The sequence below is a fragment of the Luteibacter sp. NPDC104163 genome (genome assembly GCF_055584245.1).
On record NZ_JBVJMK010000020.1, the window covers coordinates 81580 to 97624 of the forward strand.

Sequence of the window (16045 nt, forward strand, 5' to 3'; positions counted from 1 at the left end):
TACCATCGGCGGCATGGAAGCTTCCTTCGGCATACGAATCGATCGCGGCGCACGGCTCTCGCTGTCGGCGCAGATCGCGGATGGCATCCGCGATGCGATCCGCGACGGCAGGCTTGCCCCCGGCACCCGCCTGCCGTCCTGGAACGACCTGGCAGCCCAGCTGGGGGTCGCGCGGGGCACCGTCCGAATGGCCTATGAGGAACTGGCCGACGGCCAGTTCGTGGTGCCTTCGGGGGCGGCGGGCACGCGCGTCGCGCGTCGCGTCCCGGCGTCGCGCCCGGAGCCGGAACCCATCCGCACGCGCGCTCCCTTCGGTGGTTACCCGGTCGGGCATACCTCCGCGCTGCCGTTCCAGGTGGGCGTGCCGTCGGCGGACCTGTTTCCGGCGGCGCTCTGGTCGCGGTTGCTCGGCCAGGCGGCGCGCGAGACAGCCGCCGCCCCGGCTGACTACCCGGATCCGCGCGGCGAGCCGAACCTTCGGGCCGGGATCGCGGGCTATCTCGCCGTCGCACGTGGCCTGGCCTGCCACCCGTCGCAGGTCTTCATAACGCACGGGTATGCGGGCGCGCTCAGCGCGATCCTCCGCGTGTTACGCGTACAGGGCGCCGATGCGTGGTTCGAGGAGCCGGGCTACCCGTTCGCGCGCACGGCGCTGGGCTGGGCCGGCCTGCGGCCGGTGCCGGTGCCGGTGGACGCTGAAGGCATGGACGTCGCAGCGGGCAGGGCGCTCGCACCGCATGCCGCGGTCGCCCTCGTCACGCCTGGCCAGCAGGCACCCACTGGCGTGGCCATGTCACTGGAGCGGCGCCTCGCACTGCTTGAATGGGCGCACGGTGGCGAGCGCTGGATCATCGAGGACGATTATCTCGGCGAACTGCAGCTCACCCGGCGCGCGGCTCCCGCGCTCGCATCGATGGACGAGCACCGCGTGATCCATATAGGCACCTTCAGCAAGACCATCGCGCCGGGCTTGCGCATGGGCTACCTCGTGGTGCCGGCCGCACTGACCGCCGCGCTCCACGAGGTGGTCGGCACGCTGGAGCCCGCCCCGCCACCGGTCATGCAGCACGCGGTCGCCGCCTTCATCGAGCAGGGGCACTACCTGCGCCACCTTCGCCGGATGAAGCGCGCGTACGCCAGCCGGCGCGACGCCGTGGCCGCGGCGCTCACCCGGGCGGGCCTGGCCTGGGAGGGTGGTGGCCTTTCGCTGTGCGTGCCACTACCCGCGGGCACCAACGACGTCGCGCTGGCCAGGGCCGCGCATGCCGCGGAACTGGCGCCGGTGCCGCTATCGCCGTGGTTTGCCGGGCCGGAGAAGCGCGCAGGGCTCCTGCTGGGCGTGACCAACGCCGACCCGGCGCAAGCGGATCAACTGGTGGAACGGCTTGCGGCGGTGCTGCGTGGCGCGACCGGCTAGAATGCGCGGCTTGCCCTGGAGTACTCCTTGAACAACCCGCTCATCCCCGATGCCGCTCCTCCGTTCAGCGATGAAGACCGCGCGTGGATGGCGCGCGCGCTCGAGCTGGCGGCGCATGCGCGGGACGCGGAGGGCGAGGTCCCCGTGGGCGCCGTCCTCGTGGTGGAAGGCAAGGCCGTCGGCCTGGGCTGGAACCGCAACATCACCCTGAACGATCCCACCGCGCACGCCGAGATCCAGGCCTTGCGTGCCGCAGGCGAAGCGCTGGGTAACTATCGTTTCCCCGGCGCGACCCTATACGTCACCCTGGAGCCCTGCGCCATGTGCGCGATGGCGATGGTCCATGCGCGCGTGGGCCGGGTGGTCTACGGCGCGACCGATCCGAAAACCGGTGCGGCCGGCAGCGTGTTCGACACGCTCATATCGGATCGTCACAACCACAAGGTCGTCGTGGCCGGGGGCCTCGAAGCCGACGCTGCCGGCGACATGCTGCGCCAGTTCTTCCGGTCGCGCCGCTAGGCGAACGGTCGCAGCGCTTCCGCCACCGGCAAGGGAATGGGCAGGGTCAACAGGGCGTCGGCGCGCGTCACGCCGAGGTTGACCGACGCGATGGGCAGGCCCTTGCGCGATGCCTCCAGGACGAAGCGATAACCGGAAAAGACCATCAGCGACGAGCCGACGACGAGCATGGCATCGGCGCGAGCGAGATGGGCCCATGCGGTATCCACCCGGGCGCGGGGCACGTTCTCTCCGAAGAACACCACGTCAGGCTTGAGGATCCCGCCGCACACCGTGCACGGCGGCACGACGAATCGTGAGAAATCCACGTTATCGAGGTCCGCATCGCCGTCCGGCGCAACCGTGGCCTGGAGTTCGAGCCAGGCCGGATTCGCTTCCTCCAGGCGGCGCTGCATGGCGTCGCGGCGGGTGATGTCGCCGCACTGCATGCAGCGGACGCGATCCATGCGGCCATGCAGGTCCACCACGTTTACGCTGCCGGCGGCCTCGTGCAGGCCATCGACGTTCTGCGTGAGCAGGAGCTCGATGCGGCCCTGTCGCTCCAGGTTGGCAAGCGCGTGGTGGGCGATGTTCGGCTGCACGGCGCCGAAGTGCCGCCAGCCGATCATGCCGCGTGCCCAGTAGCGCGCGCGGGCCGGTTCGCCACTCATGAAGAGCTGCAGGGTCATCGGCGGGCTGCGCTTCCACGCGCCCTGGCCGTCGCGGTAGTCGGGGATACCGGAATCGGTGCTGATGCCGGCGCCGGTCAGGACGAACAGGCGCGGATGCGCGTCTACGAATGTTCGCAGAGCTTCGGGCGCGGCATCGTACGCATCGGTGAGTGTCATCCGCTTCACTATATCAGCGGTTCGTTGCCGCGGCCTTCACGCAGCCAGGCCAGCGCCCGGGTCGCATCCATGGCGAAGCGGCGGATGCCCAGTGCCATGTCATCCAGCGGGCGTACCGCCAGATCCTGTTCGAGCCGGATGCCCATGGCGGAAAGCCCGGTGGCTTCAGCCATGCCGAGCGCGCCGGAAACGCGGTGCAGCCATTGCCGGACCGCGTGGGCATCCGCCCGGGCCAGCGCGCCCTCGAGGTCACCGACGTCGGCGGCGAGGGCTTCACGAAGCGCATCGATAACCTCGCGCATCGCCGCGTCGCTACCCAGCATCGTGCGCAAGGCGACGACATCCACATGCGGCGCGGCAGGCGGCACGATGAAGCCCAGTTCGATGGTAATGCGGAACACATCGGCTGCCTCGATGGCCAGCGCACCGCCCAGGGTGTCCAGCCGTCGCCTGATCGCGTCGATGACCGAAGCGAACGGGTCCGTCGCGGCTGCGTTGGACGGCTTCAGGGTCACGCTGAAGTGCGCCACCTGCCTTCCGGGCTCGTCACGCACAACATCGATCGCGAGCGTCACCACATCGCTCGCCGGGTGGTCGATGGCGAGTTCCATAAGCGGCTGCAGCATGTCGCCCAGGCCGCGGATGGGTCCGACCAGATCGGGGCCGAGCGTGGGATCGATCTCCAGCGCGAGTTGCAGGCCGCGTCGCTGGGCGCGCCCACGATAGCGTTGCCCGAGACGTTCGAGCAGGTCAGGCAAACCGGCGGCATGTGCGATGCGTGCGGCGCGCGCGGCGCGTGCATCAAGCCAGCGCTCCACGGTCGTGCGCCACCAGTGTGCTGGCATCCCCATGCGCGATGTGCTCAACTCAGCGCCCCGCGGAGCACAGGCATGGCAACGCGGCCACATGGACAGCGCCACATCGAAGGATCACTCATGGCCTATCGCGTCATCATTGCCGACGACCATCCGGTCGTGTTGAAGGGCATCGGACTTGCCCTGTCCCGTAACGGCGTCGCGCGTGTCACCGGCGAGGCGGATTCGCCCGAAGCGTTGCTCAATCTCCTTGAAACCACCGCATGCGATGCGCTGATCACGGATTTCAGCATGCCGGGGTCTGCTCGTGATGGCCTTGCGATGCTGCAGGCCGTGCGCTCGCGTTACCCGGGTCTCCCGGTGATGGTGATCACCACCATCGCCAATCCCGCGTTGTACCGCGAGATCCTTTCGATGGGTGTGTTGGGGCTCATCGGCAAATCGGGCGACGCGCGGGATATTCCCGAGGCACTGCGTGAGATCGTTGCCCGTCATGTGTATCTCGGCGCCTCCGTGCAGGCCGTGCTGGGCGTGGAGCAGGGCACGGTGGTCGACCGCAGCGGTACCCTGGCCGACCTGTCGCCGCGCGAACTCGAGATCCTGCGCATGTTTGCCGCCGGCCACGGCGTCACCGATATCGCCCGGGCCACAGGCCGCGGCCTGTCCACCGTCAGCCAGCAGAAGACCAATGCCATGCGCAAGCTGCGCCTGGCCAACGACAACGAGGTTTTTGAGTACATCGAGCGGCTGCGCCTGTGACTGCTGAACGGACGCTGCCACGATAGCCAGCGAATGCGGCCGGGGACATAGAAGAATTCTCAAAACTACGCGATCCTTGCCAGCTGGCGGGCGCGGCAACGTGCACGCCTGCTTGACAACCCCAGGCACGCGCCGTGCCTACAATGCCCGACCCCGGGGCCCCCGCGGCTCCCGTAGCAAGGAGATTCATCGGTGAGTGCCAAGATCAGCCCCCTCGCGGGAAAGCCCGCTACCGAGAGCAAGCTCGTCGATCTGTCGGCGCTCGTGGCCGCCTATGCGGACCTGAAACCGGATCCCTCGGTCCCCGAGCAGCGCGTCGCCTTCGGCACCTCCGGCCATCGTGGCTCATCGTTCGAGCGCTCGTTCAACGAGGCGCATGTCCTCGCCGTGGTCCAGGCGATCTGCGAGTACCGGAAGAAGGCGGGCGTCGATGGCCCGGTCTACGTCGGCATCGATACCCACGCGCTGTCGCAGCCGGCGTTCGAAAGCACGCTGGAGGTACTCGCGGGTAACGGCGTCGAGACCATGGTCTCGGCCGGCGGCGAGTACACGCCGACTCCCGCCGTGTCGCACGCCATCCTGGTGCACAACCGCGGTCGCGAGGCAGGCAAGGCCGATGGCATCGTCATCACGCCGTCGCATAACCCGCCGGATAACGGCGGCATCAAGTACAACCCGCCGCATGGCGGCCCCGCGGATACGGATGCGACGAAGTGGATCGCGGACCGGGCCAATGCGCTGATCGAGGGTGGCCTGCGCGACGTACGCCGCGTGCCCTACGCGCAGGCCGCGAAGGCGTCGACCACGCACGCTTTCGATTTCCTGCAGCGCTATGTCGGCGACCTGGGCGACGCACTTGATCTTGAGATCATTCGCGCCAACGGCGTGCGCATGGGCGTGGATCCGCTGGGCGGCGCCGGCGTGCATTACTGGAGCGCGATCGGCGAGCGCTACGGCCTGAACCTCACCGTGGTGAGCGAGGCGGTCGACAAGACCTTTGCGTTCATGTCGCTGGACTGGGACGGCAAGGTCCGCATGGACCCATCGTCGTCGTACGCCATGCAGCGCCTGATCCACCTCAAGGACAAGTTCGACGTCGCCTTCGCCTGCGATACCGACCACGATCGCCACGGCGTCGTCGCACCCAGCGTCGGCCTCATGCCGGCGAACCACTATCTCGCGGCAGCGGCGTGGTACCTGTTCCAGAACCGCCCCGGCTGGCGTGCGGACGCGGCCGTCGGCAAGACCGCGGTCAGCACCGGTTTGCTCGACCGCATCGCCACGCACCTGAAGCGCCCGCTGCTCGAAGTGCCCGTCGGCTTCAAGTATTTCGTGCCGGGCCTGTTCGATGGCAGCGTCGGTTTCGGTTGCGAGGAAAGCGCGGGTGCATCGTTCCTGGCGAAGGATGCCTCCGCCTGGTCGACCGACAAGGATGGCATCCTCGCTGCGCTGCTGGCCGGCGAAATGACCGCGCGCACCGGCGGCGATCCCGGCAAGCTGTACCAGGAGATCACCGGCAAGCTGGGCGATCCCGCCAATTCGCGCATCGATGCGCCCGCGACGCACGCGCAGAAGCAGAAGTTGTCAAAGCTCGATCCGGCGCAGGTCACCTCGAAGACGCTCGCCGGCGACCCGATCACCACGGTTATCAACCAGGCCGATGGCCAGCCCATCGGCGGTATCAAGGTGAGTTCGGCGCAGGGCTGGTTCGCGGCGCGGCCCTCGGGCACCGAAGACATCTACAAGGTCTACGGCGAAAGCTTCCGCGGCAAGGACCACCTGGCCCGCGTGCTCGAGGAAGCCCAGGCCATGGTCGACAAGGCATTGGGCTGAGCCATGGCGCACGAACCCATCCGCGTGCTGGTCGGCTCGCGTAACCCGATCAAGGTGGCCGCGGTCCAGCGTGGCCTGGCGCCGCTTTTCCCGGGGCGCCTGGTCGAGTGCACCGGCATGCACGCCCCCTCCGGCGTCCCCGACCAGCCGATGACGGCGGCGGAGACCCGCGAGGGCGCATTAAACCGGATGAACTACTGCCGCCAGCACGGCGAGGCGGATTTCTTCGTCGCGCTGGAGGGCGGGGTCGATGTCACGGAAGACGGCCCGGGCACCTTCGGCGTCGTCGCCATTGGCCACGGCGATGTCGTCTCCGTGGGGCGGAGCGCGTGGCTGCCGCTCCCGCCGGCCGTGTACGAGGCCCTGCTGGAGGGCGACGAACTCGGCGATGTGATGGACCGGCTGTTCGGTACGGTCAACATCAAGCAGCAGGGTGGAGCGATCGGCCTCGTCACCAACGGCCATGTCACCCGCGAGGACGCTTACGCCCAGGCCATGGCGCTGGCGATGGCCCCGTTCCTCCACCCGGAGCTCTACAGCCTCGACCTGTAGGGCGGGGCAAAGGTGTTGTGCCGCCGGCGTAACGATTTAGATCGATTCAACCCCTTGAATCCGGCCCAAGGCCCCTTATCCAGCATGGCATCGGTGACGGTGTGTCCGCCGCCATCCCTTGCCTCGGATACCAGGTCATGACCTCTTCAAGCCCGCTCGAACCCGTCCCGTCCTTCGATTACGTCATTTTCGGCGCCACCGGCGACCTCACCATGCGCAAGCTGCTGCCGGCGTTGTACCGGCGCTTTGCGGAAGGCCAGGTGCCGGCGGATGCGCGGATCATCGGCACGGCGCGTTCGCCGCTGGATGATGCCGCGTATCGCGAGCGGGCACTTAAGGCGCTGCGCGAGTTCATCCGTGGCGACGAGCTGGTCGACGCCACGGTGGAGCGATTCCTGCAACTGGTGCACTACGTGAGCCTCAACGGTGCGGACGCGAACGGCGACTGGGCGAGCCTGGCGGCAAAGCTGGCCAGCAATGATCCGGCCCGGGTCCGCGTGTTCTACCTGGCGACGGCGCCCGACCTCTATGGCGCGATCGCAGCGAACATCGACCAGAAGGGCCTGCGCACCGCGCACTCGCGCATCGTCCTGGAAAAGCCCATCGGCACGGATCTCGAGACCGCACGCAAGGTCAACGAGGGCGTGGGCCAGCACTTCCCGGAAAACAGCATCTACCGCATCGATCACTACCTCGGCAAGGAGGCGGTGCAGAACATCATCGCGCTGCGCTTCGCGAATCCGATGCTCGAGCGCATGTGGGACCACGAGTCCATCGAGTACGTGCAGATCACCGCCGCGGAGACCGTTGGCCTCGAGGGTCGCGGTGGCTATTACGATGGCTCTGGCGCCCTGCGCGACATGATCCAGAACCACCTGCTGCAGGTGCTCACGGTGGTCGCCATGGAGCGTCCGTCGTCGCTGGATGCCGACGCGCTCCGCGACGAGAAGGTGCGCGTGCTCACGTCGCTGAAGCCGCTCGACCGGCATAACCTCGCGGCCAACGTGGCGCGCGGCCAGTACGTCAGCGGCACCTCGGCCGGACAGAGCGTGCCCGCGTACCGCGATGAACTGCCCGATGCGGCGCCGAGCAAGACCGAGACGTTCGTGGCGTTGAAGGCGGAGATCGATACCCCGCGCTGGCAGGGCGTGCCGTTCTACCTTCGCTCGGGCAAGCGCATGCCGGAGAAGCTCACGGAAGTGGTCATCCAGTTCCGCGCTGGCGAGCCTGGCCTCTTCGGCGAAGCGCGCCCGGGCAGCCGCCTGGTGATCCGCGTGCAGCCCAACGAGAGCGTGATCCTGCCGCTCTTCGTGAAGCAGCCGGGCAATGCGTTCGGGCTGGACGAAGTCGATGCGCTGTCGAAGCTGGGCGAGCCGGGCCGCGTGCGCTTCCGCGACTCGTACGAGGGCCTGATGCTGGATGCCGTGAAGGGCAGCCCGGCCCTGTTCGTCCGTAAGGATGAGACCGAAGCCGCCTGGCAGTGGGTGACCCCGATCCTGCAGGGCTGGAGCGATGCGGCCAGCGGCCCGGATGCGTATGAAGCGGGCACCTGGGGGCCGGAATCGGCGCGCGCGTTGCTGGCCCAGGCGGGTCACCAGTGGGTGGAAGACCTGGCCGCCTGAGCGGCCCCTTCACCCTCCCGGGGCATTGCATCCACGCCGCTCGCCCGCATTATGTGGGGAGCGGCGAAGCGGGCGACCGCGGCGCCGATCATCCCCAGGAGGCTCCCCATGTCCGACTACCGCAAGACCCCCGAGGCCCTCGCCCGTCTCAGCCCGGAGCAGTTCCGGGTGACCCAGCAGAGCGGCACCGAGCGCCCGTTCCATAACGCCTTCCACGAAAGCAAGGAACCGGGCATCTACGTCGATATCGTCTCCGGCGAGCCGTTGTTCTCGTCGCTCGACAAATTCGACAGCGGTTGTGGCTGGCCCAGCTTCACCCAGCCGCTCGAGAACGAGCACGTTGTGGAGAAGCACGACGCCAGCCACGGCATGGTCCGTACGGAAGTGCGCTCGACCCATGGCGACAGCCACCTGGGCCACGTTTTCCCGGATGGCCCGCGCGATCGCGGCGGCCTGCGCTATTGCATCAATTCCGCATCGTTGCGGTTCATCCCGGTCGCCGACCTGGAGAAGGAAGGCTATGGCGATTACGCCAGGCTGTTCACGAATGCCAATGGAGGTGCCGCATGACATCGAAAGCCATTCTCGCCGGCGGTTGCTTCTGGGGCATGCAGGACCTGATCCGCAAGCAGCCCGGCATCATCAGCACGCGCGTCGGTTACTCCGGCGGCGATGTGCCGAACGCAACCTATCGCAACCACGGCACGCATGCCGAGGCGATCGAGATCGAGTTCGATCCGGCGAAGATCAGCTACCGGAAGATCCTGGAGTTCTTCTTCCAGATCCACGACCCGACCACCGTCAATCGCCAGGGCAACGACCGCGGCACAAGCTACCGTTCGGCCATCTTCTACCTGGATGACGAGCAGAAAGCGGTCGCCGAGGACACCATCGCCGATGTGAACGCCTCCGGCCTGTGGCCCGGCAAGGTGGTCACCGAGCTGAGCCCGGCCGGCCCGTTCTGGGAGGCGGAGCCGGAGCACCAGGATTACCTGGAGAAGTACCCCAGCGGTTACACCTGCCACTTCATCCGCCCCGACTGGGTGCTGCCGCGCCGCGCGGCCTGACCCCATCGTGCCACCCGCCGGCTCTGGTATAAGAGCCGGCGGAGTGTCGGCGGGGAAAAGGCATGGCGGTTGGCGAGGGCAGGGCGGTTCCACCCGCGTGGCGGCGCCATGCGCTGTGGCTGTGGATCGCGTTGCTGGTGGCCATCGGGTTGCTCCGGGCCACCAACCGTTTCCTGATCGACGTGGCCAACGGGTATTCGAGCCCGTTCGCGCCGAAACTCATCGAAGAACTCACCGGCTCGCTGACCTTTGGCGCGTGCCTGCCGCTGCTGTTCATCGCCCTGCGTCGCATGCCGCGCACGCTGCTTGCCCATGCTGGGCTATTCCTAGCACTGTCCGTGACCCAGACGACGCTCATGATCGCGTCGCGCGCGGTCGTGTTCCGCCTCGCCGGCGACCCGGGGCTCGCGTATCCGGTCACCGTGTGGCGCTATCTCATGGAGATGCCCACCCAGCTGTTCTTCTATGCGGTGATCGTGGCCGGCGTGTGGTTGTTCGATCGTTACCGCGAAGGCCGAGCGCGCGAACTGCGTAATGCCCAGCTCGAATCCGCGCTATCCGAGGCGCGCCTCGAAGCGTTGCGCCTCCAGCTCAATCCCCATTTTCTATTCAATACGCTCAATGCCGTTTCCGAGCTCATGTACGAGCGGCCGCGCGTCGCCGATGAAATGCTCGCGCGCGTCGGCGAGCTACTGCGCGCGACACTTGCCGCCGGCAGCCAGGAGCATGCGTTGCGCGAGGAATGGCGCCTGCTGGACCTGTACCTGGATATCCAGCGCGCGCGCTTCGGCGCGGGCCTCGATGCCGGGAGGAATGCGGATGAAAGCCTGGCCGATATCCAGGTGCCGTTCCTCGTGCTGCAGCCACTGGTTGAAAACGCCATCGAACACGGCGGCGTCGGCGATGCGCGTTACGTTCGCATCGAAGCGCGACGCGACGGCGAGCACGCAGTGCTGACTGTCCGCGACGGTGGCGGGGGCACGACGGCGCGTCCCGGACACGGCATCGGCCTGGGTAACGTGCAGGCGCGTTTGCAGCATCTCTACGGTGCGGCGGCCGGCGTGCGTCTGGAACCTGCTGGGCAGGGTTCCGTGGTTACGTTGTGGCTTCCCGCACGGGAGGCGTCCACGCCATGAGCCTGCGCGCCGTAGTCATCGACGACGAAGCGCCGGCCCGGGCGAAGCTTCGCCGTTACCTCGCCGAGCACGAAGGCATCCTGTGGGTCGGCGAGGCTTCCGACGGGCCCTCCGCCGTGGCGCTCATCCAGCGCGAGCGCCCGGATATCGTCTTCCTCGACATCAGCATGCCCGGCATGGATGGCTTTGCCGTCCTGCAGGCGCTGGGCGATCCGCTGCCGGCGGAGGTCGTCTTCGTCACCGCCCACGGCGACCAGGCCGTCCGTGCGTTCGAGGTCCATGCGTTCGATTACCTCATGAAACCGGTGGGCCCCGAGCGTTTCGCACGCACGGCGCGACGCCTTTGCGAGCGCATCGTGCCGTCCATCGCAAAGCTCGATGCCTTGCTCGGCGATGCACCGCCACCCGCGCACTATCTCGAGCGCTTGCTGCTGCCCACCGGCGACTCGGCGGCACTGGTGCCGCTCGAGCGTGTGGACCGGATCGAATCGGACCGTAACTACCTCGACGTCTACGTGGAAGGGACGCCGCGACGGCTGCGCGGCACGCTCGACGCGATGCTGGCCCGCCTGCACCCCTCACGCTTCGCCCGGGTGAACCGCTCCACCATCGTGCGCCTGGATGCCGTGGTCGAAGTGCAACCCTGGCCGGATGGAGAGAAGCGCCTGGTACTGGTCGACGGCAGCCGGGTGACGTGGACGAAGCGCTACTTCGATGCGGGTATCGCCGGGGCGTTCGGTTCGTCCCCGGGCTGAGCGGGTTCGTCCCAGCCACCGCGCCGCGGCCGGTTGCCCCACCGCAGACTAGCTCCACCCAACGGAGCCCAGCCATGCGCAAGAAAGCCCTGATTGCCTCAGCCATCACCCTGGCCCTCGCCGGTACGGCATGGGCCGTGGCCCGCCCTGACCAGGCCGTGCGCGTGGGCGCCGGGCTGGCGGCCCACCACGTCTGCTCGATGACGTTCGTCGGTCACCAGGATCCCGACGCGATCTTCAGGGAACTGGTGACGCCCATGCTGGGCGAGGCCGGCGCGAAACTGCTGAGCGTGCACGTCGATCGCGACCGGCAGAGCGTATCGGTCGACGGCCTCGTTTCGACGCTGGCGACGGCCTCCTACACGCCCGGCTACGGCTGCCGCCTCGACTTGCCAGGCAACGCGCCGCTGGTATCCGATCCGCACCGCCGGCCGGATATCGACGATGGCTTCGCGCCCGGATCGCTGGTCACCACGGACAAGCCGGCTGTCGCCCAGGCGCTCGACCGCGTGTTCGCGGAACGGCCGGGTGAGGCGCCGAAGGTGGTGAAGGCCGTCGTGATCGTGAAGGACGGCAAGGTGGTCGCCGAACGCTACGCCGCGGGCTATGGCATCCATTCGCCGCTGATCAGCTTCTCCGTCGCGAAGTCGTTCACCAATGCCTTCCTGGGCATGCTCGCGCTGGATGGCAAGGTGGATGTGAAGGCACCCCTGAACGCACCCGAGTGGCGCCGTCCGGGGGACGCGCGCGCGGCCATCCGCATCGAAGACCTGCTGCGCATGCAGAGCGGCCTGGACGCCGAGGAAGCGGAATCACCCTTCAGCATGGTGGCGAAAATGGAGTTCCTGCATGGCGATATGGCCGGCTATGCCGCCGCGCAGCCCGCCGCGGAAGCGCCGGGCAAGACGTTTGACTACACCTCGGCGGACACCGTGCTGCTCGATCGCCTGATCGGCGGACACGTCGGTGGCGGCGCTGCCGGCCTGCGCGAGTTCGCGCACCGGCGCCTGTTTGACCCGCTGCACATGGGCGACGTCACGATGGAGTTCGACGGGAAGGGCACCTTCATCGGCTCGACGTATGTGTTCACCAGCGCCCGTGATTACGCCCGGTTCGGCCTGCTGTACCTCAACGATGGCAAAGCGCCGGACGGAACGCGGCTGCTGCCGGAGGGTTGGGTGAACTGGTCGCGCACCTCGGCGCTGGGCGCCCCGTACGGCGCAGGCTTCTGGACCAACGACGGCCCGAGCGATGTCGCCCGTTATCGCGTCGAGGGCGGCTTCCCGAAGGATGGTTTCTTCGCCAGCGGCACGATGGGCCAGCGCATCTACATCGTGCCTTCCGAACACCTGGTGATCACCCGCTTCGGTTACTCCGCGCCGCCGAACTACGGCATCGAGGACGATGTGCGGTTGATCAAGGCGGCGATCGAGGCATACCGCTAAGGCGTCCAGTCCTGACCTTGTGGGAGCGGGGGTGGGGGGGGGGGGGGGGGGGGCCCCCCCCCCCCCCCCGCGCCCCCCCCCCCGCTCCCACAACGGCGTTAGCTGTTTAGCTTCAGCAGGTCGGCGAAATGGTCGATCACGGCGATTGCGCCGGCATTATGGACATCCAGCGACTTGGGATAGCCGTAGGTCACGAGCACGTAAGGCACGCCGGCATCCTTCGCCGCGAGCATGTCGCTTTCGGAGTCGCCCACCATCACTACACGATCGAGCGGCACGCCCGCCTCATCGGCCAGATGCTTCAGCGGCACGCCGCTCGGCTTGCGCTCCGGCAACGTGTTCCCACCGACGATGCCGTCGATATACGGCATCATGCCGCGCGCCTCGAGCAGCGGGCGGACGAATTCTTCGTTCTTGTTCGTGCATACGGCCAGTTTCACACCCTGCGCATGCAAGGCGGCCAGCGTATCGACCACGCCATCGTATGCCACGGCATCCAGCGCGGTTTCCGCGTAGTGCACCAGGAACCCCGGCATGACGTCGTCGATATCCGCATCGCTGCCCGCATCTTGGAACGCGTAGGTGATCAACTGGCGCGAGCCTTCACCGATCCACCCGGTGATCTGCTTCACGTCGTACACAGGCAGCCGCCAGTCGCTCAGGGTGCGGTTCACCGATTCGGCGATATCCGCCGCGCTGTCCACCAGCGTGCCGTCGAGGTCGAAGATGACGAGGGAATAGGGGAAGGCCAAGGTGCCGCTCCGCGGTAAAAACGTTGATTCTACGCCTTCACGGGGCCCAGGCCGTGGCCAAGCAGCGCCGCGGCGTGGCGACGGATGGCTTCGCGATCCACGTCCTTGCGCATCGGGTCATCCTTCCACTTGCGTCGGGCGGCCATGAACAACATGGTCAGCGACATGATCGAAGGCATCACCAGCGCGGGATCGAGGTCGGGATTCAGCAGCCCCTCGGCCTGCCACTGCAGGATGCGTGCGTGGAAGGCCTCCTGCTTCTTGTAGTCGATCTTGTTCCGGGCGTGCTTGCGGAACGTATCGCCCTCGGTGAGCAGGTCGCCGAAGAAAACCGGCGCGATCCACTCGTGTTCTTCGGCGACTTCCACGAAACGCTCGGCCACCTTCACGAAGGCGGCGACGGGATCGCCCCTGTACTCCTCGAAGATCGCCTCGACCCGGCCGCGCATCGGCGCGATATGCGCCTCGTGCACCTCGTCGAACAGCTGTTCCCGGGTCTTGAAGTAGTAGTGCACGGCCGCGGGAGTCATCCCGGCGGCACGGGCAATGGCGGCGAGGGTCGTGCCGTTGTAGCCATGGCGGGCGTACAGCGCCAGGGCGATCTCGATGATCCGGCTGCGCTGGTCGGCGCCGTCGGGCTGCGCGTGGGGTCGGCCCGGGGGGCGGCCACGGCGCGGTCGGGTCGGGTTGTCGATATCGGAATCAGTCATCGCAGATGAATAGCACGGTGTCGGGGTGTTGCCTTGCGGTCCATTGCCGCATATATTAACTGACGACTTAATTAATTTACAGGCCCACCTCGCCGTGAACGCCGTCCACCGTCCCGAACCCGCCGAAACGCCCGCCGGCGTGGTCGAGCCCAGCCTGGCGCCGATCCCGGCCCAGCCGTCGCTGCGCCTGCTTTTCCCGGCGCTGATGCTGGTGATGCTGCTGGCGGCGCTCGACCAGACCATCGTCTCCACCGCGCTACCCACGATCGTCAACGACCTGGGCGGCCTCAGCCAGCTCTCCTGGGTCGTCACCGCCTACCTGCTGACCTCCACGGTGGTAGTGCCGCTCTATGGCAAGTTCGGCGACCTGTACGGCCGCAAGATCGTCCTGCAGGTGGCCATCGTCATCTTCCTGATCGGCTCCGTGCTGTGCGGCCTGGCCCAGGACATGACCATGCTGATCCTGATGCGCGCCCTGCAGGGTCTCGGCGGAGGCGGCCTGCTGGTGATCACCATGGCGGCGGTGGGCGATGTCGTGCCACCGGCGGATCGCGGCCGCTACCAGGGCCTGTTCGGTGGCGTCTTCGGCCTCGCCACGGTCATCGGGCCGCTGCTCGGCGGCTTCCTGGTGGATCACCTCACCTGGCGCTGGATCTTCTATGTGAACCTGCCGCTGGGCATCCTGTGCCTGCTGGTGATCGCCGCGGTATTCCACCCGCATACGCGCCACGTGAAGCACGCCATCGACTGGTTCGGCGCGGGTTTCCTCGCCGTCGCACTCAGCTGCATCATCCTGTTCACGACCGAGGGCGGCGCGCAGATGCCGTGGGATTCGATCGCGCTGTGGATGATCCTCGTGATGGGCCTGGTGAGCGTCGTGGGTTTCATCTACGAAGAGCGCATCGCCAGCGAGCCGATCATCCCGCTGCACCTGTTCCGCCACCGCACCTTCCTGCTGTGCAGCCTGATCGGCTTCTTCGTCGGGACGGCGCTGTTCGGCTCCACGACGTACCTGCCGCTTTACCTCCAGGTGGTGAAGGGCGTCTCGCCCACGGGCGCTGGCCTACAGTTGCTGCCGCTGATGGGTGGCGTGCTGGTCAGTTCGATCGTCGCCGGCCGGATCATCAGCCGCATCGGCCGCTACCGGATGTTCCCGATCATCGGCACGCTGCTCGGCGCGATCGCGCTGGTCCTGCTGGGCAGCGTGGGTGAAGACGATCCGCTCTACCTGATCTACGGTTACGCGGGCCTGCTGGGCCTCGGCATCGGCATGGTGATGCAGGTGCTGATCCTGGCCGTGCAGAACAGCGTGGACATGAAACTGATGGGCGTCGCGACCTCGGGCGTCACGATGTTCCGCTCCATCGGCGGCTCGGTCGGCGTGTCGGCGTTTGGTGCTCTGTTCACCCACGGCCTGCAGGCGCGGATGTCGGCTGATATCCCCGCGGCATCGATCGGGCCGCGCACGTTCTCGCCGGACATGGTCGCGAAGATGCCGGCGGACCTGCATGCGAAGTTCCTGCACGCGTTCGCGTCGTCGCTGCACGTGGTCTACCACGTCGCCGCGGTGGTGGTGTTCCTCGGCTTCGTGCTGGCCTGGTTCCTGCGCGACGTACCGCTACGCCGCGCGGGCGCGAAGGGCTGACGAAGCGTTTGTCCCAACTGGCTCTGTGGAAGCCAGGCTTTATGGGAGCCTGGCTTTGTGGGAGCGGGGGGGGGGGGGGGGGGGGGGGGGGCGCGCCCCCCCCGCGCCCCCCCGCGCCCCCCCCCCCCCACCCCCCCCCCGGTAGGCAGGGGTGGGCGAGGCCGCGCCGGGGAGTTGGGTGGATAAGAAGT

General features: G+C 67.6%; 16 protein-coding genes. 12 read left to right on the plus strand and 4 right to left on the minus strand.

All coding sequences use genetic code 11. The features are described from left to right. The first annotated feature begins 13 nt into the window (after positions 1–13). Together pdxR and tadA are read left to right on the plus strand one after the other, a co-directional pair. A complete protein-coding gene (gene pdxR / locus ACZ6YI_RS19215) occupies positions 14–1417 on the plus strand; it encodes a MocR-like pyridoxine biosynthesis transcription factor PdxR (protein WP_465780041.1) in 1404 nt (467 codons plus the stop codon). A gap of 27 nt (positions 1418–1444) precedes the next feature. Beyond that, positions 1445–1936 (plus strand): tRNA adenosine(34) deaminase TadA, encoded by a 492-nt coding sequence (gene tadA, locus ACZ6YI_RS19220; protein WP_465780042.1) that lies wholly within the window; start codon positions 1445–1447, stop codon positions 1934–1936. Here the strand turns inward: tadA and ACZ6YI_RS19225 are convergent. Next, entirely contained in the window at positions 1933–2763 is an 831-nt protein-coding gene (locus tag ACZ6YI_RS19225) for an NAD-dependent protein deacetylase (protein ID WP_465780055.1), read from the minus strand. The genes tadA and ACZ6YI_RS19225 overlap by 4 nt on opposite strands. 8 nt (positions 2764–2771) lie before the next feature. Next, positions 2772–3614 carry an Hpt domain-containing protein gene (locus ACZ6YI_RS19230; protein ID WP_465780043.1) on the minus strand — a complete coding sequence of 281 codons (843 nt, stop codon included), beginning with the start codon at positions 3612–3614 and terminating at the stop codon, positions 2772–2774. Positions 3615–3698: 84 nt separating this feature from the next. Between ACZ6YI_RS19230 and ACZ6YI_RS19235 the strand changes: the two genes are divergently transcribed. From ACZ6YI_RS19235 to ACZ6YI_RS19275, 9 genes are all read left to right on the plus strand, one after another. Then, entirely contained in the window at positions 3699–4337 is a 639-nt protein-coding gene (locus ACZ6YI_RS19235) for a response regulator (protein ID WP_465780044.1), read from the plus strand. 192 nt (positions 4338–4529) lie between these two features. Further along, complete coding sequence (pgm, locus tag ACZ6YI_RS19240; RefSeq protein ID WP_465780045.1) at positions 4530–6170, plus strand: phosphoglucomutase (alpha-D-glucose-1,6-bisphosphate-dependent); 1641 nt, start codon at positions 4530–4532, stop codon at positions 6168–6170. 3 nt (positions 6171–6173) lie between these two features. Further along, entirely contained in the window at positions 6174–6722 is a 549-nt protein-coding gene (gene yjjX, locus ACZ6YI_RS19245; protein WP_440327102.1) for an inosine/xanthosine triphosphatase, read from the plus strand. Between the two features lie 137 nt (positions 6723–6859). Then, on the plus strand, positions 6860–8344 hold the full coding sequence (gene zwf / locus ACZ6YI_RS19250; protein WP_465780046.1) for a glucose-6-phosphate dehydrogenase: 1485 nt from the start codon (positions 6860–6862) through the stop codon (positions 8342–8344). A 108-nt stretch (positions 8345–8452) separates the two neighbouring features. Continuing rightward, a complete protein-coding gene (gene msrB / locus ACZ6YI_RS19255; protein WP_440327098.1) occupies positions 8453–8914 on the plus strand; it encodes a peptide-methionine (R)-S-oxide reductase MsrB in 462 nt (153 codons plus the stop codon). Then, entirely contained in the window at positions 8911–9411 is a 501-nt protein-coding gene (gene msrA, locus ACZ6YI_RS19260; RefSeq protein ID WP_465780047.1) for a peptide-methionine (S)-S-oxide reductase MsrA, read from the plus strand. The genes msrB and msrA overlap by 4 nt, the downstream gene beginning before the upstream one ends. Positions 9412–9473: 62 nt before the next feature. Beyond that, positions 9474–10547 carry a sensor histidine kinase gene (locus tag ACZ6YI_RS19265; RefSeq protein ID WP_465780048.1) on the plus strand — a complete coding sequence of 358 codons (1074 nt, stop codon included), beginning with the start codon at positions 9474–9476 and terminating at the stop codon, positions 10545–10547. Next, on the plus strand, positions 10544–11302 hold the full coding sequence (locus ACZ6YI_RS19270) for a LytR/AlgR family response regulator transcription factor (protein WP_465780049.1): 759 nt from the start codon (positions 10544–10546) through the stop codon (positions 11300–11302). The genes ACZ6YI_RS19265 and ACZ6YI_RS19270 overlap by 4 nt, the downstream gene beginning before the upstream one ends. Before the next feature lie 74 nt (positions 11303–11376). Then, the gene (locus tag ACZ6YI_RS19275) at positions 11377–12747 is read left to right on the plus strand and encodes a serine hydrolase domain-containing protein (protein ID WP_465780050.1); all 1371 of its coding nucleotides are present in this window, start codon (positions 11377–11379) and stop codon (positions 12745–12747) included. A 98-nt stretch (positions 12748–12845) separates the two neighbouring features. On the opposite strand, the gene gph is transcribed toward ACZ6YI_RS19275, so the two are convergent. After that, complete coding sequence (gph, locus tag ACZ6YI_RS19280) at positions 12846–13499, minus strand: phosphoglycolate phosphatase (RefSeq protein WP_465780051.1); 654 nt, start codon at positions 13497–13499, stop codon at positions 12846–12848. 29 nt (positions 13500–13528) lie between these two features. After that, positions 13529–14209 (minus strand): TetR/AcrR family transcriptional regulator, encoded by a 681-nt coding sequence (locus ACZ6YI_RS19285; RefSeq protein WP_465780052.1) that lies wholly within the window; start codon positions 14207–14209, stop codon positions 13529–13531. 94 nt (positions 14210–14303) lie between these two features. On the opposite strand from ACZ6YI_RS19285, the gene ACZ6YI_RS19290 reads away from it, so the two are divergent. After that, positions 14304–15854, plus strand: a complete 1551-nt coding sequence (locus tag ACZ6YI_RS19290) for an MDR family MFS transporter (protein ID WP_465780053.1) — start codon at positions 14304–14306, stop codon at positions 15852–15854. Positions 15855–16045: the final 191 nt, after the last annotated feature.